The following is a 19,778-nucleotide window of genomic DNA, read 5'->3' on the forward strand; positions in this document are numbered from 1 at the left end:
CCGTAATCCGCCAGTGATTTGGGGGGCCGCCGCCACGCGCCATCCATGGCGCGGGACGGCTAAACAGGCATCCCTGCCGGTTCCCCCCCCAAGTCCCTGTCGAATTCCGGCCAGCGTGGTTTAACGGGGCGCCTGAGATCAAAAGCAAGATCAAGAGCGGCTCGCATCGCATCGTGGTGACCGTCGGTGGCTACAACCTAGAAAGCTGTGAAGGATCTATAAGCATCGCTGGCAAGCCAGCTCCTACCACTGATGTGCAACTGAATTAAAACGGGATCAGCCGCCGATGATCTTCATGATCGTGGCACCGCCGGAAAACGCCACTTCCTGCTTGTCAGCCAAGGCTTTCATCAACAAGCCCTGCAACGCCGGCAACGCCTGGTGACGAGGTTGATCGAGCAAGTCACCGACATAATGGCGATTGCTGGACGACAGGCACCCATGCAGCCAACCGGTGGAGGACAATCGCAACCGCGAACAGGTGCGGCAGAAGGGTACGCTCTCGTTGGCGATCACGCCGAAGAAGCCCTTGCCCGGCACTTCATAACGTACCGCTGTCGCATCGACGGGCGCGTTGGCTTGCAGATATTCATGTTGCTCGCCGATCAAGCTGAGCAGCTGTTGCAAGCTGACGAACTGTTGCAGGAATGCGTTGGAGTCTTTAGCCAGGTGGCCCATGCGCATCAGTTCGATAAAGCGCAGCTCGTAACCACGCTGCAGGCAGTAATCGAGCAGCGGCATCACCTGGTCCAGGTTCTGGCCGCGCAAAGGCACCATGTTGACCTTGATCTTGATCCCGGCAGCACTGGCCTGATCCATGCCATCGAGCACCGTGGCCAGGTCGCCGCCACGGGCGATGCTGCGGAAAGCGTCGGCATCCAGAGTGTCGAGGGAGACATTGATGCGCCGAATGCCGGCAGCCACCAGCAACGGCAGTTTGCGCGCCAGCAGTTGGCCGTTGGTGGTCAGGCTGATGTCGCTCAGGCCCATCTGCCCTACCGCGCCCATGAAGGCTTCCAGCTTGGGGCTGACCAGCGGCTCACCGCCAGTAATGCGCAAGCGCTCGATACCCGCCGCTTCGATCAGGTAAGCCACGCCCCGGGCCATGGCTTGGGCCGACAGTTCATCCTGGGCAGCCACCAGCCGCTTGCCGTCGGGCACGCAATAGGTACACGCATAGTTGCAGGCTGAAGTCAGGCTGATCCGCAAATTGCGAAAACGCCTGCCTTGACGATCAACGATCATGGATCACTCCGGCAGAGGATAATTCGGGCGCGCTAAAAGCTGACTCATAACTCAGCTTTTAGCAAGGTCCTTGCCTGAGTATATTCCTGGGTTACTGCGCCTGGCAGCAAATCATTGCGCCATCACTGTGGCGAATAACTTACGTGGCAGGGGTTTCGCCGCTCTTCTCGGCGCCCGGCAGTTCCGGGCTGTGCTTGCGCTTGTTGCCCATGCGCACGCCGATGTCCATCAGGAATTGGAAGAAACCTTCCTGGTCTTCCAGCACATTGCTCCAGAATGGCGAGTGGTACAGCGCCACAGCGCCATGCACCAGGGCCCAGGCGGCGCAGTAGTGGAAATACGGAGGCACGTCTTCAAGCTTGCCTTCGCTGATACGGCCCTTGATCAGCAGGGTCAGTCGTTCGAAGTTCGAGGCGCGGATCTTGTGCAGTTCCTCGACCATCTCCGGCACTTGGTGACCTTTGACCACCTTCTCTTCCAGGCGGTCGAACAGGCGATAGCGCTGCGGGTCACGCATGCGGAACTCGAAGTAAGCGCGGGACAGGGCTTCCTTGTCTTTGTCGACATCGGCCGAGTGCAGCAACTCGTTCAAATCGCGCTCGTAGTCGAGCATCAGGCGCAGGTAGATTTCGGCCTTGGACTTGAAGTGTTTGTAGATCGTGCCTTTGCCGATACCCACGGCATCCGCAATCATCTCGACGGTGACGCTGTCTTCACCTTGTTCGAGGAACAGCTTGAGCGCAGTGTCGAGAATTTCCTGCTCACGGCGGCGAAACTCACGGACCTTACGGGGTTCTTTGTGCATGAGGAAGAGTCTGCAAAGGTCGGAAATAGGGAGGGTTGCGCAGCGCCATGGATACGTGGCGATACGATTTACCCGATGCGAGGGATTATCCCGACTGAACGGTCGTTGGGCAATGTCTATGTGAACCCGCCAGGCACATAACTTTCAATGCGCCAACGATTTCGTGGTTATCAGTCAGAAATAATACGCAACATCTGAACCCGCCCATCAGCGCAATGAGAACTCAAGCGAAGGCGGCGTATTCCAAATCTGTTTAAAAAACGATCAATCACGACTGGACTGAATGAGATAGTGGTCAATACTTCAACTGTCGGCGCGACATCTCCCCCAAGTGACGCGTCGACCTGGGTACCGACGGACTGCGTGCCCTTGTTTTACTCCTAATGGTCTTAGCCCGGATTCACCCCCCAGAACCCGGGTTTTTTTTGCCTGCGATTCGGCCGCTTTAACCTGCTACGTGAGCCAGCGGGAACAGGCGCTTGAAGTTTTCAGTGGTCTGCTCGGCAAAACGCTCGTAAGGCTCACCGCGCAGCATCGCCAGGTAATCAGCCACGTCACGTACATATTCGGGCAGGTTCGGCTTGCCGCGATGGGGGATGGGTGCCAGGTACGGCGAGTCGGTTTCCACCAACAGGCGGTCGGCAGGCACCTGGCGGGCCACATCGCGCAGCGCGTCGGCATTGCGGAAGGTGACGATGCCCGACAGGGAAATATAGAACCCCAGGTCCAGGGCCGCCTTGGCCATGTCCCAGTCTTCGGTAAAGCAATGAAGCACGCCAGCCTGCGGCAACGCGGCTTCACGCAGCAAGGCCAGGGTATCGGCACGGGCGCCTCGGGTATGGACAATCACCGGCTTGCGCGTCTGCTGGGCGGCTTGCAGGTGCAGGCGGAACGAGGCCTGTTGCAACTCGGCAGCTTCAGGCTCGTAGTGGTAGTCCAGGCCGGTTTCGCCAATAGCCACGACCCGCGGGTGGTTGAGTTCACCCAGTAACCAATCGAGCGCCGGGGCTTCGCCAGGCTTGAGGTCAAGCGGGTGAATGCCCACCGAGCAATCGACGTCGGCGTAGCGATCAGCCAGGGCTTTGACGTCGGCGGCGTTGTCGGCGCTGACGCCAATGCACAGGAAGTGCCCTACCCCACGCTGGCGAGCAGCTTCAAGGGCGGCGTCGAGGGAGCCGCCGTGCTGGGCAAGGTCGAGGCGATCAAGGTGGCAATGGGAATCTACGAGCATAGGAATCAGGGCTTAAGTCACAAAAGAGGTAGGGCCAACGATACACCCGTCGGCCACGGAATTTAACGGCGCCCGAGCAGGCCTACCCACTGCACCAGCAATGCCTCGAGCAACAGCACGCGGTTGAGGTTGGCCTTGCCGAGGACTTTCTGACGCTGGGCGAGGATCCAGTCCTGGATGTTGAGCACTTTGTCCTGGGCACTTTTTTGCGCCAGGTATTGCACGACCTTGCGCATATCCGCCAGGCCCAGGCCGCTCTCATCCTGGGTAAGCTGATAGCGCAGGATCAGGCTGGACCAGTCGCAGAACCAGTCGAACAGCAGCAACAGCGGAATGTCCTTCCAGGCGCTTTCGGCCAGTTGCGTGGCGGACAGTTCCTGCTTGAGTAGTTTCTTCACGCCATCCACGACCAGTGCACGCTGTTCGCGCACGCCCTGGGCCTGCAGCTTCACTGCCGCCAAAGGCGAACCGGCCGCCAGGGTCAGCAATTCGCCGCGTTCTTCCGCGCTGCATTCCGGCAAGGCCTGCGCCAGCCATTGCAGGCTCATGGCTTCGCTGGGCAACGGGCAAGCCTGCTGCACGCAACGGCTGCGAATGGTCGGCAACAAGCGGCTGGACTGGTGGCTCACCAGCAACAGCACGGTATCGCCGGACGGCTCTTCAAGACTTTTGAGCAAGGCGTTAGCCGCGTTGATATTCATCGCCTCGACCGGCTCGATCAGTACCACTTTGCGCCCGCCCATCTGCGCGGTCTGCACCACGAAGCTGACCAGGTCGCGCACCTGGTCGACCTTGATGGCCTTATCCGCTTCCTCGGGTTCCAGCACATAGTTGTCCGGGTGACTGCCGGCCTTGAGCAACAGGCAGGACTTGCACTCGCCACACGCCTCCAGGTTGACTGGGCGTTGGCACAACAGGCTGCCCATCAGGCGTTCGGCGAGGTGGCGTTTACCGATGCCCACCGGCCCATGCAGCAGATAGGCGTGGGCGTGCTGGGCGCGCCCTGCCAGTTGCTGCCAGAGTCCGTCCTGCCACGGGTAGGACTCAGCCACGGTTACGCTCCAACAGGGTGGGCAACAGCGCGTCGATCGCCTGTTGCACCTGGCTCAGCGGCTGGGCGGCGTCCAACAGGTAATAACGTGCGGGCTCAGCCTGGGCGCGCTGCAGAAAAGCACTGCGCACCGCATCAAAAAAGGCCAGGCCTTCCAACTCGAAACGGTCCAGGCGGCCCCGCGCACTGGCGCGGGCCATGCCCACTTCCACCGGCAGGTCGAACAACAGGGTCAGGTCGGGGCGCAGATCGCCTTGCACGAAGGTTTCCAGGGTGGCGATGCGCTCCATGGACAAGCCCCGCCCCCCGCCCTGGTAGGCGTAGGTGGAATCCGTGAAACGATCGCAGATCACCACGGCACCCCGCGTCAGGGCTGGGCGAATCACTTCGGCCAAGTGCTGGGCCCGGGCGGCAAACACCAGGAGCAACTCGGTGTCCGCGTTCATCGGCTCGTCACCCGGGGCCAGCAGGACTTCACGGATGCGCTCAGCCAAAGGCGTACCGCCCGGCTCACGGGTCAGCACCACCTCGATGCCCTGCGCACGCAGGCGCTCGGCCAGGTAGTCACGGTTAGTGCTTTTGCCGGCGCCTTCCGGGCCTTCCAGGGTAATAAACAAGCCAGTCACAGGCAGTCCTTAGTCAGAGTCATTGCGGGCTTTGCGGCGCGGTAGTGTCCGGCGCGGGCTCGATCGGTGCGTCGGGGGTGGGTGCATCGCTGGAAGGTGCCGAATCTTCCAGCGGTTTCACCACCGGGGCCGGGCTGGAACGGTAATCGGCACGGCGCTTGAGCTGGAACTCACGCACGGCGGCATTATGCGCATCCAGGTTATCCGAGAAAATATGGCTGCCATCGCCACGGGCGACGAAATACAGGCTGCTGCCCGGCACCGGGTTCAACGCGGCATGGATCGCCTCGCGGCCGACCATCGCGATGGGCGTAGGCGGTAGGCCGGCGACCATGTAGGTGTTGTAGGGGTTGGCTTCCTTGAGGTGGGCCCGGGTCAATTTACCGTTGTAGCGCTCACCCAGGCCGTAGATCACGGTGGGGTCGGTCTGCAGCAGCATACCGATCTTCAGGCGACGCACAAACACACCGGCAATCTGCCCGCGCTCCTGGGGCACACCGGTCTCCTTTTCCACCAGCGACGCCATGATCAGCGCTTGGTAAGGGTCGGTGTAGGGCGCGTCGGCAGCCCGCTTGCTCCACTCCTGGGCGAGTACATCGTCCAGGCGGTTGTAGGCTTTTTTCAGGAATTCGACATCGGTCATGCCGCGAACAAAACGGTAGGTGTCGGGGAAGAACCGCCCCTCAGGAAACACACCTGGGTGGCCGAGCTTATCCATCACTTCGCTGTCCGTCAGGCCCGCCAGGGTCTGCACGATCTTTTCATGCTTGGCCAGGGCGGTGCGCACCTGACGGAAATTCCAGCCCTCCACCAAGGTCAGGCTGTACTGCACCACTTCGCCGCGCTGCCACAGGCCGATCAAACCCTCAGCGGTAAGGCCCGGACTCATGCGGTACTCACCGCTGTGCAGCGGCTGGCCTTCGAGGTTGAAGCGCCAGTACAGGCGCAGCCAAAAGGCATCGTCGAGCACGCCGTCGGCTTCCAGACGATTGAAGGTGCCCGTCGGCGTAGCGCCAGCGGGTACGTCGAGTAACTGCTCCTGAGGCAGCTTCAGGGGCTGCTTGAGGGCAGAGTCGAGTTTCCAGGCCGAAAAGCCCACGAGCAACGCCGCCGAGACCAGGCTGATCTGCAGCAGTAACACCAGTTTTCGTATCAACTCAAATATCCAATAACGCGCGAACAATGCCCTGCAGTTTACGGGTGAGCGGCCCAACCGGCCAGCTCATCGCAGCGCAGCCACGCACCGGCCAAATGCCATATACGCTGTTGCAGACGAAGACTTCATCGGCCTGTTGCAATTGCTCAATACTGATGTCGGCCACGGCCACCGGGACGCCCAGCGCTTGTGCCTGGGCCAGCACTTCGGCGCGCATTACGCCGGCAACGCCACAACGGCTCAGATCAGCGGTTAGTAACAAGCCGTTGCGCACTAGGAAAAGGTTGCTGAATATGCCTTCGATCACCCGACCAGACATGTCCAGCATCAGGCCTTCGGCATGTTCGGTATCTTGCCATTCGGCACGCGCGATCACCTGCTCCAAACGATTGAGGTGCTTGATACCGGCCAGCAGCGGCTGCTGCGCCAAACGCGTGGCACACGCAAACAGGCGCACGCCTTCGACTTCATGAGTGGGTGGGTAAACAGCGGGCGCACTGCCCTGCAAGATGCGGCGCACCGGCGCGCCAGGGTTGATGCCATAACCGCGCAAGCTGTCGCCACGGGTAAGGATCAATTTGAGAATCCCGTCGCCAAGGGCAGTGGCGAAGGTCAGCACTTCGTGGCGAATCAACCCGTGATCCACCACCAATGCCAAACGCCTGCAACCCTCTTCCAGGCGTTGCAGGTGACGGTCGAGCAGCAACGGCTGCCCGGCCTTGACGGCGATGGTCTCGAAGACCCCATCGCCATACGCCAGGCCGCGATCTTTCAGGGGCACGTTGTCCGCTGGCTGACCGTCGACCCAGCTGTGCATCATTCGGCGAACCGGCGAAACACCAGGGAACCGTTGGTGCCACCGAAACCGAACGAGTTGGAAATCGCCACGTCGATCGGCATGGGTTGCGCTTCGTGGGGCACGAAGTTCAGGTCGCAGCCTTCGTCAGGCTCGTCAAGGTTGATGGTCGGCGGAGCGACCTGATCCCTGATTGCCATCACACTGAAGATCGCCTCGACCGCGCCCGCCGCACCCAACAGGTGGCCGGTCATGGACTTGGTGGAGCTGACTGCCAGCTTGTAGGCATGCTCACCGAACACCGACTTGATGGCCTCGGCTTCCGCCAGGTCGCCAGTCGGGGTCGAAGTGCCATGGGCGTTGATGTACTGCACCTGGTCGGGATTGACCTTCGCATCGCGCAGGGCATTGGTGATGCAACGCGCAGCACCCGCTCCGTCGGACGGCGGTGAGGTCATGTGGTAGGCGTCACCGCTCATGCCAAAACCGATCAGTTCGGCGTAGATGGTGGCGCCACGCGCCTTGGCGTGCTCCAACTCTTCAAGCACCAGCGCACCGGCACCGTCGGACAGCACGAAGCCGTCACGGCCTTTGTCCCACGGACGGCTGGCACGGGTCGGCTCGTCATTGCGGGTCGACAGCGCACGGGACGCGCCGAAGCCGCCCATGCCCAGGCCGCACGCGGCCATTTCGGCGCCACCGGCGATCATCACGTCAGCTTCGTCGTACGCGATGTTGCGTGCCGCCATGCCAATGCAGTGGGTGCCGGTGGTGCACGCCGTGGCGATTGCGTAGTTAGGTCCCTGTGCCCCCAGGTGGATGGACAGGAAGCCGGAAATCATATTGATGATCGAGCCCGGTACGAAGAACGGTGAAATTCGACGTGGGCCAGTCTCATGCAGCGTACGGCTGGTTTCTTCGATATTGGTCAGACCGCCAATACCCGAACCCATGGCCACGCCGATGCGGTCACGGTTGGCGTCGGTGACTTCCAGGCCAGCGTTACGCACCGCCTGAAAACCGGCAGCCAGGCCGTACTGAATGAACAGGTCGAGCTTGCGGGACTCTTTGATCGAGAGATATTCCTCGACATTGAAGCCCTTTACCGAGCCGCCAAAACGGGTGGAATAGGCAGAAAGGTCCGTGTGTTCGATCAGACCAATACCACTGCGGCCAGCCAGAATGCCCTCCCAACTGCTCGGCACATCCGTACCCAGTGGCGACAACATACCCATACCGGTGACTACGACGCGTCTACGCGACACAGCACTCTCCTTTTTCTAATGACGACACTTTTCATCGCCGCTAAAGAAAAAACCGCACGCCGTTACAGCAGTGCGGTTTTTCCCTGACAGCAAGCGACGACTACAAACTATTACGCCTGGTGGCTAGTAACGTAGTCGATGGCAGCTTGAACAGTAGTGATTTTTTCAGCTTCTTCGTCCGGGATTTCGGTCTCGAATTCCTCTTCCAGAGCCATCACCAGCTCAACGGTGTCAAGGGAATCGGCACCCAGGTCTTCTACGAAGGAAGCAGTGTTGACCACTTCTTCTTCCTTAACGCCCAGTTGCTCGGCGACGATTTTCTTGACGCGCTCTTCGATGGTGCTCATACCTTGTTTAACTCCTAATGGACAAATTCAGGCAGCTGGCCAGTGGGTAAGTGTATAGAAAGCCATTTCAGCTTTTCAACTGAAAGCTTCACCCTGTACCCGGTCGGCCACCTGCCTATAAATTAAGTTGCAGCTTTATAACGGATTTTAGACAGCTCGTATGACATTTTTTTGAAGCGATCCGTCACAATTTAACTCATGTACATCCCGCCGTTAACCGGGATTGTAGCCCCAGTCACGTATGCCGCACCGTCAGATGCCAGGAAAGTGACCACATTCGCGATCTCTTGGGCCTGGCCCAGACGGCCCAGCGGAATCTGCGTCAGCAAGGCTTCGCGCTGTGCTTCCGGCAGTTCGCGGGTCATATCGGTGTCGATGAACCCAGGGGCCACCGAGTTGACCGTAATCGACCGCGAGCCGACTTCACGCGCCAGTGCGCGGCTGAAACCTTCCAGGCCGGCCTTGGCAGAGGCATAGTTTACTTGGCCTGCGTTGCCCATGGCACCCACTACGGAGCCAATATTGATAATTCGACCCCAACGCGCCTTGGTCATGCCGCGCAAAACGCCCTTGGACAGGCGAAACAGACTGTTCAGGTTGGTATCGACCACGTCGTACCACTCGTCGTCTTTCATGCGCATCATCAGGTTGTCACGGGTGATCCCGGCGTTATTCACCAGGATAGCCGGCGCACCGAACTGAGCAGTGATCTGGGCCAGTACGGCAGCCACGGACTCATCGTTGGTCACATTCAGTTCAAGACCGGTGCCTTGCACGCCGTTTTCCTTCAAGGTCGCGGCGATACGTTCGGCGCCCGAGGCGGAGGTGGCGGTGCCGATCACAACGGCGCCCTGACGGCCCAGCTCCAGGGCGATGGCCTGGCCAATGCCACGGCTTGCGCCGGTAACCAGTGCAACTTTACCTTGCAGACTCATGCAGGCTTCTCCTAAGTACGGGATTCAGGCCAGTGCCGCGCGAGCGGCAGCGAAGGCTTCAGGGGTATTGAGGTTGGCGGTCGACACACCGTCGGCGCAGCGCTTGTTCAAGCCGGCCAGGACTTTGCCCGGGCCGCACTCGACCAGTTCGGTGGCACCGTTGGCGGCCAGGGTCTGGACCGATTCAACCCAGCGCACCGGCTTGTACAGTTGCTCCAGCAGGTCGCGCTTGAGGGTGTCGAGGTCGCCGGCCACGGCCGCGCTGACGTTCTGCACCAGCGGGATCTGCGGCGCCTGCCAGTTGATGGCCGCGATAGACTCGGCAAAACGCTCGGCAGCCGGGCGCATCAGTTCGCAGTGGGACGGTACGCTCACCGGCAATGGCAACGCTCGCTTGGCGCCACGGGCCTTGCAACCTTCGATGGCACGCTCGACAGCTGCCTTGGCGCCGGCGATCACCACCTGACCTGGGGAGTTGAAGTTCACCGCGCTGACCACTTCGCCTTGCGCCGCTTCGGCGCAGGCCTCGATCACCACCGCGTCGTCCAGGCCCAGAATAGCGGCCATGCCGCCCTGCCCGGCCGGAACGGCTTCTTGCATCAGTTGACCACGACGCTCGACCAGCTTGACCGCTTCAGCCAAGGTCAGGCTGCCCGCAGCCACCAGGGCGCTGTACTCGCCCAGGCTGTGACCCGCGACGAATGCAGGGCGGGCGCCGCCTTCTGCCAGCCACAAGCGCCACAGGGCGATCGAGGCGGTCAGGATGGCCGGCTGGGTTTTATCGGTTTGGTTGAGCAGCGCTTCCGGCCCTTGCTGGGTCAGTGCCCACAGGTCGTAACCCAGGGCGTCGGAAGCTTCCTTGAAGATGTCCAGGATCAGCGGAAATTGCGCGCCCAGCTCGGCCAACATGCCGAGGGACTGCGAACCCTGCCCTGGAAAGACGAATGCGAGGGATGTAGACATGTAACAAGCCCCTAATGATCTGGTCGTCAAAAATGCTCGCGCCTACGGTGGGAGCGAACGAAACTGACAGATTGGATGGTCAATTGAACTGGCCGGTCACATTTAAGCACTCCCGGGCCAATTCGCCTAAGGCAACAGATCCTCAAGACGGCCGTGCAAGCGTTGCGGCAGGTTCTCTTGAATCTCGATCAGGGCCCGCGCAATTGCACTTTGAAAGCCCAGCACACCGGCCGAACCGTGGCTTTTCACCACAATACCCTGCAAGCCAAGAAAGCTTGCACCGTTGTGCCGTGCCGGCGCCAAGTCGGCCTGCAGGCGTCGCATCAGGGGCAGCGCGAGGGCACCCACCATACGTGACGCCAGGTTGCGCTTGAACAAAGCTTCAATACGCGTGGCAATCATAGTTGCCAGGCCTTCGCTGGACTTGAGCAGGATATTACCGACAAAGCCGTCGCACACCACCACGTCAGCTTCGCCGCGGTACAAACCATCACCCTCGACAAAGCCGATGTAGTTCAAACCCCGCGCGCCTTGCAACAAGGTGGCGGCAAGCTTGACCTGCTGGTTGCCCTTGATGTCCTCGGTACCGATATTCAGCAGGGCCACCCTGGGTCGGGCTACGCCGAGCGCCTCGGCGGCCACCGAACCCATTATGGCGAACTGCAACAGGTGCTCGGCGCTGCAATCGACATTGGCGCCCAGGTCCAGCAGTTGGCAATAGCCCTTCTGCGTCGGGATCGCCGCCACCATGGCCGGCCGATCAATACCCGGCAAGGTTTTGAGCACATGCCGCGACAAGGCCATCAACGCGCCCGTGTTGCCGGCACTGACACAGGCTTGCACCTTGCCATCACGCAACAACTCAAGGGCCACCCGCATTGAAGAATCGGGTTTGCCACGCAGGGCAACCGCCGGCTTTTCATCCATGCCAATGGTTTCGCTGGCTGGCGTAATCGTCAGGCGCGCGCGATCCACCGCCGGATGGCTGGCAATCAGTTCTTCAAGTAGGGAGGGTTGACCGACGAGGGTCAGGTGCAGCGAGGGCGTGGCAGACAGGCTGGCAATGCAGGCCTGAACAATGCTGCGGGGACCGAAGTCCCCGCCCATTGCGTCAATCGCGATGACTTGAGCAGACAAGTGATTACTCGTCAGCGCCCTTGTCGATCACTTTACGGCCACGGTATACGCCTTCTGGCGATACGTGGTGACGCAGGTGAACTTCACCAGTGGTCTTTTCCACAGACAGGGTGCTAGCCTCGAGAGCGTCGTGCGAACGGCGCATGTCACGGGCGGAGCGGGATTTTTTGTTCTGCTGAACAGCCATAATTGATTAACTCCTAAACGTTTGGGTCACGCTTTAACTGCGCCAATACACTGAACGGGTTGGACCGCGTTACCTCGTCCTCGCTCGGCTCGGCCTCGTCATCGAGACCCTCCGGCTGCTGGCATTCTTCCGGATGATGAGCAGGCACAATGGGCAAGGCGAGCAAAAGCTCCTCCTCGATCAGTGCATGCAGATCCAATGGATCTTCGCCCAGTTCCAGCACGTCATAACCTTTCGGCAACGACTGGGTATTCGCACCCTCTTTCACCACAGCATAACTGCATTCGCTGTGGATCGGCAGGGTGACCAGCTCAAGACAACGCTGGCAAACCATTTTGACTTCGGTGTCGATAACGCTGTGGATTACCACAGATTTACGTTCATCTCGTTCAAAAACGAATTTCGCCTGCACCGTACCGACAGTGTCGGAAAGCGGGTCGCAGAGTCTCTCCAAATCGGCCAGCAGCACTTCACCTTGAAGGGTGGTGCCACGATCAGCCAATTTGCGCGGGTCAACGTGAGGTGGAATCGGGTCATTCAACATAGGCGCAGCATTATAGGGATGCACCCGGCCATGTCAAAGGAAATTCAGCCCTGTGCGTCAGCCGGTCACGTCGCTAGAATCGGCGACTGCCTTGAGGAGACGTATATGCTGCCTTTATTACTCGCGTCCAGCTCGGTCTATCGCCGGGAATTACTGAGCCGCCTGCACCTGCCATTCACCTGCAGCTCGCCGGATATCGACGAAAGCCACCGCCCGGATGAGTCCGCCATCGAACTGGTCAAGCGCCTGGCCGAGCAAAAAGCCCGTGCCCTCGCCGCCAGCCATCCGGGCCATTTAATCATTGGCTCGGATCAGGTCGCTGCACTGCAAGGCCGAATCATCGGCAAGCCCCACACCTTCGAAAACGCCCGCGAGCAACTGCTGGCCGCCAGCGGCAAGCGCGTGAGCTTCCTTACTGGCCTGGCACTGCTCAACAGCGAGACTGGGCACTGCCAGGTGGACTGCGTGCCGTTCACAGTACACATGCGCGAACTGGATGCAGAACGTATTGAGCGCTACCTGCGGATCGAGCAGCCTTATGACTGTGCGGGCAGCTTCAAGGCAGAGGGACTGGGTGTGAGCTTATTCCAGAGCACGGACGGGCCGGATGCGACCAGCCTTATAGGACTGCCACTGATTCGGCTGGTGGACATGCTGCTGACCGAAGGCGTGAAAATCCCTTAAGAACACTGCAAAACCAAATGTGGGAGCGGGCTTGCTCGCGAAAGCGGAGTGTCAGCCAATACAAGTGCGACTGATCCAGCGCCTTCGCGAGCAAGCCCGCTCCCACATTTTGAGCTATGTCAGCCTTCAGGTTTCAGCGCAGGGACGGCCCCTGGAAGCCCATATACAGAGCTAGCTTCTCCGCCACACTGGCACCGAGCTTCTTGGAGAAGCGATCAAACGGCGATTCCTCAACCGTAAAATCCACCAACTCCTTCTCACCCACCACATCCCGCGCCACCGAACTGGCACTGCCCAGGCCATCGATCAGGCCCAGCGGCAACGCCTGTTCACCCGACCAGACCAGGCCGGAGAACAGCTCTGGATGGTCTTTATCCTTCAGACGATCCCCACGGCCCTGCTTGACGCTGGCGATGAACTGACGATGAGTAGTGTCGAGAACGCCCTGCCAGAACGCGGTTTCATCCGCCTTCTGCGGCTGGAAAGGATCGAGGAACGACTTGTGCTCACCCGAGGTGTAGGTGCGACGCTCTATCCCCAGCTTCTCCATAGCACCGACAAAACCGTAACCGGCCGCGGTCACACCAATAGAACCCACCAGGCTGGCCTTGTCGGCATAGATCTGGTCTGCGGCACTGGCAATGTAATAGGCGCCCGAGGCACCCAGGTCGGAGATCACGGCATAGAGCTTGGTATCCGGATGCAAGGCGCGCAGACGACGAATCTCGTCATACACATAGCCCGACTGCACCGGGCTGCCGCCTGGGCTGTTGATACGCAGGACCACGCCTTTGACCTTGGGGTCCTCAAAGGCCGCGCGCAGGCTGGTGACGATATTGTCGGCACTGGCGGGCTCCTTGTCGGCAATCACGCCGCGCACCTCGATCAAGGCGGTGTAATGACTGCCGCGGGTGGCGCTCTTTTCCATGTCCATCAGCGGGCTGAACAGCGCCAGCATCCCAAGCAGGTACACAAAGGTCAGCAGCTTGAAGAAAATCCCCCAGCGCCGCGAACGCCGCTGTTCCTGGACGCTGGCCAGGAGGGTCTTTTCCAGCAGCTTCCAGCTTTTATCATCACTGCTCTCGGCCTTTTCAGGCGCTTTCCACTCGTCACTCATGCCATCAACCCCAGCAAAGACTTATCGGGCCCGGCTGAGCCAGGCCTGCAGTTCGGAAAAATGATCAATCGTCAGTTTCGGTTCGTATTGCTGCAATGCCTCGGCAGACTGGGCGCCGTAGCTGACGGCGACGCTGTCCATGCCCGCATTGCGCGCCATCATCAGGTCGAAAGACGCATCGCCCACCATCAATGCCTCACGCGGCTTTACGCCACAGTGCGCAAGGATCTGCTCCAGCATCAACGGGTGGGGCTTGCTGGCGGTTTCATCCGCAGCGCGGGTGATATCAAAGTAATCTTCCCAGCCGTGGGCCTTGAGCACACGGTCCAGGCCGCGACGAGCCTTGCCGGTGGCGACCGCCAGGTGATACCCCAGGGCACGAAACGCTTCCAGCGATTGCACCACGCCTTCAAACAGCGGCGAAGGCGTAGCTTCCAGCGCGATGTAGTGGTCGGCGTAGTGCTCGCGAAACGCTACCAGCTCGGCGTCGCTGATGTCGGGGTACAGGGTGCGAATGGCTTCAGGCAAGCCCAGGCCGATAATGCCCTTGACTGCCAGGTCCGTGCACAACTCATAGCCCGAGCGGGTCGAGGCCATGTGCATGGACTCGACGATGCGGCCAATGGAATTGGCCAGCGTCCCGTCCCAATCGAAGATCAGCAGCTTGTAGTCAAGGTGCGACACTCAAACGCTCCACGGTCTTGGCCCACATTTCATCGACCGGCGCCTGCAGTTTCAGCTCGCCGCCATCGGGCAGCGGCACGGTGAGCATGTAGGCGTGCAGGAAAAGCCGCTTACCGCCCAGATCGCGAATTTCCTTGGAGAAATCCTCGTCGCCGTACTTGGTGTCACCGGCGATGCAGTGACCTGCATGCAGGGTGTGCACCCGAATCTGGTGGGTGCGCCCGGTCACCGGCTTGGCCTCGACCATGGTGGCAAAGTCCCCGAAGCGGCGCAGCACCTTGAACAGGGTCAGGGCTTCTTTGCCCTCCTCATCCACTTCGACCATGCGCTCGCCGGAGCGCAGGTTGCTCTTTTGCAACGGCGCACGCACGCTCTTGATCGAGCTGGCCCAGTTGCCGCGCACCAGCGCCATGTAGCGTTTGTCCACGCCATCGCCACGCAGGGCGGTGTGCAGATGGCGCAACATGCTGCGCTTCTTGGCGATCATCAGCAGGCCAGACGTGTCGCGGTCCAGGCGATGAACCAACTCCAGCTCCTTGCAATCGGGGCGCAACTGACGAAAGGCTTCGATCACGCCGAAGTTCAAGCCACTGCCACCGTGAACCGCAATGCCACAGGGCTTGTTGATCACGATCAGCTTGTTGTCTTCGAACACAATCGACGCTTCCAGGCGCTGCAACAGGCCCTGGGCCAGCGGCACCGGCTCGTCGCGCTCAGGCACGCGCACGGGCGGCACACGGACGATATCGCCCGCCTGCAGCTTGTATTCAGGCTTGATGCGCCCCTTGTTCACGCGCACTTCGCCTTTACGCAAGATGCGGTAAATCAAGGTCTTGGGCACGCCTTTGAGCCTGGCCAGGAGAAAATTGTCGATGCGTTGGCCGGCATATTCCGGCGAGACCTCAAGCAGCTGGACGCTGGGGGTCGGGGGGGCGGTAGTCGTCATGGCGGCGATGATAACAATTTTTTATGGAATTGAAGCACTTAATCATTACTGCTATAGTCGCGAACGCCGCCAAAAGCGGCCTGGACAGAGGACATGCGGCAAACTGCCGGCCCTGACCATCGCAATTCATCAGGACGCGAGGCCGTCCTACGGGGCTTTCGCCACCCAGGAAGGCTCAAGATTGTAACAAGCGCAGGTGACATGAGGCCTGAAGCGAGTGCAGAAAGCAGAGTGAATACTCGCCTTTTGCGCCGATATTTACGGCCAGTTCACAAAGTGCAGTCAGTTTTGAGCCAGACCATGGCGAATGCTTCGGAAACAACGCCTGTTAAGAGCTGAGTGAGAGCGCAACCGCCCACACCTAGTCTTGTTTAGCCATGAGCGTGGACTCCCCATTGGAGTACACGGTAAATGCCAACCCGCTGCGGATTCTGCGCGCGGCAGCACCCGAATTATCAGGGATACGTGTAGGGTGGAGATGCACAACCGTCGGACTGTGTAGCACTAGGCTTGTTTTAGACGCTTCATCTCGTCCACAGTCGCCGGTTGATTCCTCCTCCTGACCTTAGCTTTTGTTGAAGTGGTGCCTTTGTCACCACCGCTAACGAGCAGGACGCGTCCGTCGCGATACCGGCCCAATTGGCCGATTTTGCTGGACACTGGAGTGGCCAACCACTCTTGACGCACCTGACACCGACCGTGAGAAGTCGTGTGTGCCGAACGCCGTTTCCGGCAGCCCGGAAACCGACGGTACAACATGAAAAGAATGCTGATTAACGCAACTCAACCCGAAGAGTTGCGTGTTGCACTGGTAGATGGCCAGCGCCTCTACGACCTGGACATCGAATCCGGTGCACGCGAGCAGAAAAAGGCCAACATCTATAAAGGCCGTATCACTCGCATCGAACCAAGCCTTGAGGCTGCCTTTGTCGATTTCGGCTCCGAGCGCCACGGCTTCCTGCCCCTTAAAGAAATCTCCCGCGAATACTTCAAGAAAGCCCCCGAAGGCCGCGTGAACATCAAGGACGTCCTGAGCGAAGGCCAGGAAGTCATCGTCCAGGTCGAAAAAGAAGAACGTGGCAACAAGGGCGCAGCCCTGACCACCTTCATCAGCCTCGCCGGTCGTTACCTCGTACTGATGCCGAACAACCCACGTGCCGGCGGTATTTCCCGTCGCATCGAAGGCGAAGAGCGCAACGAACTGCGTGAAGCGCTGAACGGCCTGATCGCACCGGCCGACATGGGCCTGATCGTGCGCACTGCCGGCCTTGGCCGCAGCAGCGAAGAAATGCAGTGGGACCTCGACTACCTGCTGCAACTGTGGACCGCTATCAAAGAAGCGTCCCTGGATCGTTCCGCGCCGTTCCTGATCTACCAGGAAAGCAACGTGATCATCCGCGCCATCCGCGACTACCTGCGCCAGGACATCGGCGAAGTGCTGATCGACAGCGTTGAAGCCCAGGACGAAGCCCTGACCTTCATTCGCCAGGTAATGCCGCAGTACGCCAGCAAGATCAAGCTGTACGAAGACAGCGTGCCACTGTTCAACCGTTTCCAGATCGAAAGCCAGATCGAGACCGCCTTCCAGCGCGTGGTCGAACTGCCTTCCGGCGGCTCCATCGTAATCGACCCGACCGAAGCCCTGGTGTCCATCGACATCAACTCGGCACGTGCGACCAAAGGCAGCGACATCGAAGAAACTGCCCTGCAGACCAACCTGGAAGCGGCTGAAGAAATCGCCCGCCAGCTGCGCCTGCGTGACATCGGCGGCCTGATCGTCATCGACTTCATCGACATGACCCCTGCCAAGAACCAGCGCGCCGTGGAAGAGAAAGTCCGCGAATGCCTGGAAGCTGACCGCGCTCGCGTGCAAGTCGGCCGCATCTCGCGCTTCGGTCTGCTGGAAATGTCCCGTCAGCGCCTGCGTCCATCCCTGGGCGAGAGCAGCGGCATCGTCTGCCCGCGTTGCAACGGCACCGGCATCATTCGTGACGTTGAATCGCTGTCCCTGGCGATCCTGCGCCTGATCGAAGAAGAAGCCCTGAAAGACCGTACCGCCGAAGTTCGCGCACAAGTGCCGATTCCGGTTGCAGCCTTCCTGCTCAACGAAAAACGCAACTCGATCACCAAGATCGAACTGCGCACCCGTGCCCGTATCGTCATCCTGCCGAACGATCACCTCGAAACGCCGCACTTTGAAGTCCAGCGCCTGCGTGATGACAGCCCGGAAGCCCACAGCGGCCAGTCCAGCTATGAAATCGCCGCAGCTGCCGCCGAAGTCGAAGAAGTCCAGCCAGCCGCTGCGACCCGCACCCTGGTTCGCCAGGAAGCGGCGGTGAAGACTGCGCCGGCCCGCGCCAACGCACCGGTACCGACCGAAGCCGCCGCCCCGGTTGCTGCGCCAGCCGCCCTGCCTGAGCCAAGCCTGTTCAAGGGCCTGGTGAAGTCGCTGGTCAGCCTGTTCGCCACCAAGGAAGAGCCTGCTGCCCCGGTTGTGGTTGAAAAACCTGCCGCCGAGCGCCCGGCGCGCAACGAAGAACGTCGCAACGGTCGCCAGCAGAGCCGTAACCGCAACGGCCGCCGTGACGAAGAGCGCAAGCCTCGCGAAGAACGTGCCCCGCGTGAAGACCGCGCACCACGTGAAGAGCGTGCGCCTCGCGAAGCCCGTGAAGACACCCCGACCGTAGCCCGTGAAGAACGTGCACCGCGTGAAGAGCGCGCCCCACGTACCCCACGCGCTCCACGTGAAGACCGCAAGCCACGTGGCGAGCGTGAAGAACGTGTGCGTGAACTGCGCGAGCCTCTGGACGCGGCACCTGCCGTTGCCGCTGCCGCAGCCGTTACCGCCGAAGAACGCCCGGCCCGCCAGCCGCGTGAAGAGCGCGCCCCCCGTGAAGAGCGCCAACCGCGCCCGCCACGTGAAGAGCGTCAACCACGCGCCGAGCAAGCCGCTGCCGCCAGCGAAGAAGAAGTACTGACCGGCGAAGAGCAACTGCAGGAAGACGGCCAGGACAACGCCGAAGGCGATCGTCCACGCCGCCGCTCCCGTGGCCAGCGTCGTCGCAGCAACCGTCGTGAGCGTCAGCGTGATGCCAACGGCAACGTAATCGAAGGTTCGGAAGAAACCGGCGAGAACGCAGAAACTGCCAACAACGAGCCAACAGGCGCCGAACTGGCTGCCGGCTTAGCCGTTACCGCTGCCGTTGCCAGCTCGGTCATCAGCGCCCCCGCTGAAGCCCAGGCCCACGAGCAAGCCGAACGCGCTACCGCTGCCGTCGAAGACACTGTTGCCGTAGAAACGCCAGCCGCCGAAACCCCAGCGGTCGAAGCGCCGGTTGTTGAAGCGCCAGTGGTTGAAGCCACAACCCCTGTCGAAGCCCCAGTGGTTGCGGAAGTGGAAGTTGCCCCGGTTCGCGATGCACAGCCAGAAACCGAAGCGGTTGCCGTTGAACCAGCTCCATCGGTTGAGCCTCAGCCAGTAGTCGAAGCGGCTGCAGAAGCTCCGGTGGTCGAAGAAGCAGCCCCGGCCGTGCGTGAAGTTCGCGAAGAACAGACCGCCTTCCAGTGGACCGCCGAACCGGCTGCCCCGGTTGAAGCGCCAGCACCTGCCCCAGTGGTAGAAGAAGCACCGGCACCGGTTGCTGAAGTCGTCGCCGAGCCAGCCCCAGTGGTTGAGCCGACGCCGGTTGCGGAGCCTGCGCCCGTGGTTGAAGTTGAAGCCCCGGTGGTTGCCGAAGTGGCCGCCCCTGTGGTTGAAGCCGCACCTGCAAGCGCCCTCACCGAGAACGGCCGTGCGCCGAACGACCCACGTGAAGTGCGTCGTCGCCGCAAGGAAGCCGAAGCTGCTGCAGCCGCAGCCCAGGCGGTAGAGCACAAGGCCCAGGAAGCAGAACACGAGCCTAAACCCCTCGCCTGATTCCAACCGCCACTAAAAAGCCCCGCCTGAGTGATCAGGCGGGGCTTTTTTATGGCTGGCTATCTCGATTTGAAATGCAATCACTGTGGGAGCTGGCTTGCCTGCGATAGCGGCGGTTCAATCGACAAACATCTCGAATCTGC

At 60.6% G+C, this 19,778-nt stretch carries 19 protein-coding genes; 2 read left to right on the forward strand and 17 right to left on the reverse strand.

Translation table 11 applies throughout. The features are described from left to right. Positions 1–276: 276 nt before the first annotated feature. The 14 genes from QK296_RS25295 to QK296_RS25360 all read right to left on the reverse strand — a co-directional run bounded on the left by QK296_RS25295 (position 277) and on the right by QK296_RS25360 (position 12,288). A complete protein-coding gene (locus QK296_RS25295; protein ID WP_003189288.1) occupies positions 277–1,245 on the reverse strand; it encodes a radical SAM protein in 969 nt (322 codons plus the stop codon). Between the two features lie 139 nt (positions 1,246–1,384). Then, positions 1,385–2,050, reverse strand: a complete 666-nt coding sequence (locus tag QK296_RS25300; RefSeq protein ID WP_003189287.1) for a TetR/AcrR family transcriptional regulator — start codon at positions 2,048–2,050, stop codon at positions 1,385–1,387. 445 nt (positions 2,051–2,495) lie between these two features. Beyond that, entirely contained in the window at positions 2,496–3,281 is a 786-nt protein-coding gene (locus QK296_RS25305; RefSeq protein WP_003189285.1) for a TatD family hydrolase, read from the reverse strand. 62 nt (positions 3,282–3,343) lie between these two features. After that, the gene (locus tag QK296_RS25310; protein ID WP_032893125.1) at positions 3,344–4,333 is read right to left on the reverse strand and encodes a DNA polymerase III subunit delta'; all 990 of its coding nucleotides are present in this window, start codon (positions 4,331–4,333) and stop codon (positions 3,344–3,346) included. After that, positions 4,326–4,958, reverse strand: coding sequence for a dTMP kinase (gene tmk, locus QK296_RS25315; RefSeq protein WP_282391702.1), 633 nt, complete (start codon positions 4,956–4,958; stop codon positions 4,326–4,328). The genes QK296_RS25310 and tmk overlap by 8 nt, the downstream gene beginning before the upstream one ends. A gap of 19 nt (positions 4,959–4,977) precedes the next feature. Next, positions 4,978–6,114 (reverse strand): endolytic transglycosylase MltG, encoded by a 1,137-nt coding sequence (gene mltG, locus QK296_RS25320; protein ID WP_003189280.1) that lies wholly within the window; start codon positions 6,112–6,114, stop codon positions 4,978–4,980. Between the two features lies 1 nt (position 6,115). Beyond that, complete coding sequence (gene pabC, locus QK296_RS25325; RefSeq protein WP_034134970.1) at positions 6,116–6,931, reverse strand: aminodeoxychorismate lyase; 816 nt, start codon at positions 6,929–6,931, stop codon at positions 6,116–6,118. Further along, positions 6,931–8,175 (reverse strand): beta-ketoacyl-ACP synthase II, encoded by a 1,245-nt coding sequence (gene fabF, locus QK296_RS25330; protein WP_003189277.1) that lies wholly within the window; start codon positions 8,173–8,175, stop codon positions 6,931–6,933. Before fabF ends, pabC begins: the two co-directional genes overlap by 1 nt. A gap of 110 nt (positions 8,176–8,285) precedes the next feature. Next, positions 8,286–8,522 (reverse strand): acyl carrier protein, encoded by a 237-nt coding sequence (gene acpP, locus QK296_RS25335; protein WP_003175607.1) that lies wholly within the window; start codon positions 8,520–8,522, stop codon positions 8,286–8,288. A gap of 191 nt (positions 8,523–8,713) precedes the next feature. Next, the gene (fabG, locus tag QK296_RS25340) at positions 8,714–9,457 is read right to left on the reverse strand and encodes a 3-oxoacyl-ACP reductase FabG (protein ID WP_120247614.1); all 744 of its coding nucleotides are present in this window, start codon (positions 9,455–9,457) and stop codon (positions 8,714–8,716) included. Positions 9,458–9,481: 24 nt separating this feature from the next. Then, a complete protein-coding gene (gene fabD / locus QK296_RS25345; RefSeq protein ID WP_192002004.1) occupies positions 9,482–10,420 on the reverse strand; it encodes an ACP S-malonyltransferase in 939 nt (312 codons plus the stop codon). 126 nt (positions 10,421–10,546) lie between these two features. Further along, on the reverse strand, positions 10,547–11,557 hold the full coding sequence (gene plsX, locus QK296_RS25350; protein ID WP_003189271.1) for a phosphate acyltransferase PlsX: 1,011 nt from the start codon (positions 11,555–11,557) through the stop codon (positions 10,547–10,549). 4 nt (positions 11,558–11,561) lie between these two features. Next, positions 11,562–11,744 carry a 50S ribosomal protein L32 gene (gene rpmF / locus QK296_RS25355; RefSeq protein WP_003179396.1) on the reverse strand — a complete coding sequence of 61 codons (183 nt, stop codon included), beginning with the start codon at positions 11,742–11,744 and terminating at the stop codon, positions 11,562–11,564. A 13-nt stretch (positions 11,745–11,757) separates the two neighbouring features. Beyond that, positions 11,758–12,288 carry a YceD family protein gene (locus tag QK296_RS25360; RefSeq protein WP_003175611.1) on the reverse strand — a complete coding sequence of 177 codons (531 nt, stop codon included), beginning with the start codon at positions 12,286–12,288 and terminating at the stop codon, positions 11,758–11,760. A gap of 105 nt (positions 12,289–12,393) precedes the next feature. Between QK296_RS25360 and QK296_RS25365 the strand changes: the two genes are divergently transcribed. Next, the gene (locus QK296_RS25365) at positions 12,394–12,972 is read left to right on the forward strand and encodes a nucleoside triphosphate pyrophosphatase (protein ID WP_003189269.1); all 579 of its coding nucleotides are present in this window, start codon (positions 12,394–12,396) and stop codon (positions 12,970–12,972) included. Between the two features lie 133 nt (positions 12,973–13,105). On the opposite strand, the gene QK296_RS25370 is transcribed toward QK296_RS25365, so the two are convergent. From QK296_RS25370 to rluC, 3 genes are read right to left on the reverse strand one after another with little or no spacing between them, the layout of a single operon-like run. Then, positions 13,106–14,089 (reverse strand): S49 family peptidase, encoded by a 984-nt coding sequence (locus tag QK296_RS25370; protein ID WP_003189267.1) that lies wholly within the window; start codon positions 14,087–14,089, stop codon positions 13,106–13,108. 21 nt (positions 14,090–14,110) lie between these two features. Continuing rightward, positions 14,111–14,773, reverse strand: coding sequence for an HAD-IA family hydrolase (locus QK296_RS25375; protein WP_003189266.1), 663 nt, complete (start codon positions 14,771–14,773; stop codon positions 14,111–14,113). Further along, positions 14,760–15,719, reverse strand: coding sequence for a 23S rRNA pseudouridine(955/2504/2580) synthase RluC (gene rluC, locus QK296_RS25380; protein ID WP_003189264.1), 960 nt, complete (start codon positions 15,717–15,719; stop codon positions 14,760–14,762). The genes QK296_RS25375 and rluC overlap by 14 nt, the downstream gene beginning before the upstream one ends. A 766-nt stretch (positions 15,720–16,485) precedes the next feature. On the opposite strand from rluC, the gene rne reads away from it, so the two are divergent. Further along, positions 16,486–19,635 (forward strand): ribonuclease E, encoded by a 3,150-nt coding sequence (gene rne, locus QK296_RS25385; RefSeq protein ID WP_282391710.1) that lies wholly within the window; start codon positions 16,486–16,488, stop codon positions 19,633–19,635. The last annotated feature ends 143 nt before the right edge of the window (positions 19,636–19,778 follow it).

The sequence above is a fragment of the Pseudomonas sp. AL10 genome (assembly GCF_029960685.1).
GTDB lineage: Bacteria > Pseudomonadota > Gammaproteobacteria > Pseudomonadales > Pseudomonadaceae > Aquipseudomonas > Aquipseudomonas lactis.

Bases quoted from the DNA above. Each gene is read 5' to 3' on its own strand.
- QK296_RS25300 (WP_003189287.1), bottom strand. From the start codon at position 2,050: ATGCACAAAGAACCCCGTAAGGTCCGTGAGTTTCGCCGCCGTGAGCAG.
- fabD (WP_192002004.1), bottom strand. From the start codon at position 10,420: ATGTCTACATCCCTCGCATTCGTCTTTCCAGGGCAGGGTTCGCAGTCC.
- QK296_RS25295 (WP_003189288.1), bottom strand. From the start codon at position 1,245: ATGATCGTTGATCGTCAAGGCAGGCGTTTTCGCAATTTGCGGATCAGC.
- acpP (WP_003175607.1), bottom strand. From the start codon at position 8,522: ATGAGCACCATCGAAGAGCGCGTCAAGAAAATCGTCGCCGAGCAACTG.
- pabC (WP_034134970.1), bottom strand. From the start codon at position 6,931: ATGCACAGCTGGGTCGACGGTCAGCCAGCGGACAACGTGCCCCTGAAA.
- QK296_RS25365 (WP_003189269.1), top strand. From the start codon at position 12,394: ATGCTGCCTTTATTACTCGCGTCCAGCTCGGTCTATCGCCGGGAATTA.
- fabG (WP_120247614.1), bottom strand. From the start codon at position 9,457: ATGAGTCTGCAAGGTAAAGTTGCACTGGTTACCGGCGCAAGCCGTGGC.
- rne (WP_282391710.1), top strand. From the start codon at position 16,486: ATGCTGATTAACGCAACTCAACCCGAAGAGTTGCGTGTTGCACTGGTA.
- QK296_RS25360 (WP_003175611.1), bottom strand. From the start codon at position 12,288: ATGTTGAATGACCCGATTCCACCTCACGTTGACCCGCGCAAATTGGCT.
- QK296_RS25370 (WP_003189267.1), bottom strand. From the start codon at position 14,089: ATGAGTGACGAGTGGAAAGCGCCTGAAAAGGCCGAGAGCAGTGATGAT.
- rpmF (WP_003179396.1), bottom strand. From the start codon at position 11,744: ATGGCTGTTCAGCAGAACAAAAAATCCCGCTCCGCCCGTGACATGCGC.
- QK296_RS25305 (WP_003189285.1), bottom strand. From the start codon at position 3,281: ATGCTCGTAGATTCCCATTGCCACCTTGATCGCCTCGACCTTGCCCAG.
- rluC (WP_003189264.1), bottom strand. From the start codon at position 15,719: ATGACGACTACCGCCCCCCCGACCCCCAGCGTCCAGCTGCTTGAGGTC.